1 protein-coding gene is annotated in these 1,051 nt (G+C 57.1%); it reads right to left on the bottom strand.

Annotation, left to right across the window (positions count from 1 at the left end):
* Positions 1–1,051, bottom strand: a 1,051-nt coding sequence (locus C8N47_RS18625; RefSeq protein ID WP_107824087.1) for an IS91 family transposase, incomplete at both ends; no start/stop codon positions are given.

The following is a 1,051-nucleotide window of genomic DNA, read 5'->3' on the forward strand; positions in this document are numbered from 1 at the left end:
CGCTTTCCGGGATAAGTTTCCAGCAGCAGTAGTTCGCCGCCACAATCCTTACACTTCAGCACCGAGCGCTCTCCAAAGCGCAGCTCCAGGATCTGTGCCCTGGAGAGCGGCGCCACCCGTGGCTGTTCGTCGCCAAGGCTTTTGCGGATCGCTTCAAGGCTTTGCTTTTTATTGCGCGAACTTAAAAACCCCAGGTGGCGGATCCGCCGAAAACGGGGCGGCACAATGTGGTCGAGAAAACGCGTCAGAAACGCTACCCCGCTTAGGGTCTCGGTTTTCTTTTGGTAGCCGTTTTCCCGGTCGCACCAGCTAAACGTTACCTGGCTGTCGGTCACCTCCAGTATCCGGGCATTGGAGATGGCCACCCGGTGGGTGTACCGCCCCAGGTATTCGACCACACTTTCGGGCGAGCCAAAAGCCTGCTTGGCATAGACTACCCAGGGCTTTTTAATCAAATCGCGCGGCACATACTTCTGAACTTTCCCCTGTCGCTTGAGCCGGCGCAGCTTCCGAACGAAACGGGCGCTGAACACGGCAGACATCTGCTTGACGTCGAACAAAAAGTCACCATCCTGCTTGCTGCTTTTCCAGTGGCCGTTTTCATCAATCCCCCCGGCCGGAACAATCAGGTGCAGATGCGGGTGGAAGTTTAATCGCTGGTCCCAGGTATGCAGAATGGCGATGGCCCCGGCTTGTGCACCCAGCAGCTTGGGGTCTCTGGCAAACAGGCTGAGGGTTTCCCACGATTTCTCGAACAGCAGGTTGTACATCAGCTCACGATTGAAACGGAACAGCTCCAGCAACTCGTGCGGAACGGTAAACACCACATGGAAATATTTTACCGGCAACAGTTCCTGTTTGCGGGCTTCAATCCACAACTCTTTGTCGATGCCCTGGCAACGCGGGCAATGGCGGTTGCGGCAACTGTGCAACACGTAATGTACCGAGCCGCAATCGTGGCAGGCTATGACCGAACCTCCCAGCTCGGGGGTACGGCACCTGCCCAAAGCCCACAGTGCCTTGAGCTGGTCGCCCGAGACGCCCCGTTTCT

Origin of the sequence: Mangrovibacterium marinum (genome assembly GCF_003046625.1) — a bacterium.
Classification (GTDB): Bacteria; Bacteroidota; Bacteroidia; order Bacteroidales; family Prolixibacteraceae; genus Mangrovibacterium; species Mangrovibacterium marinum.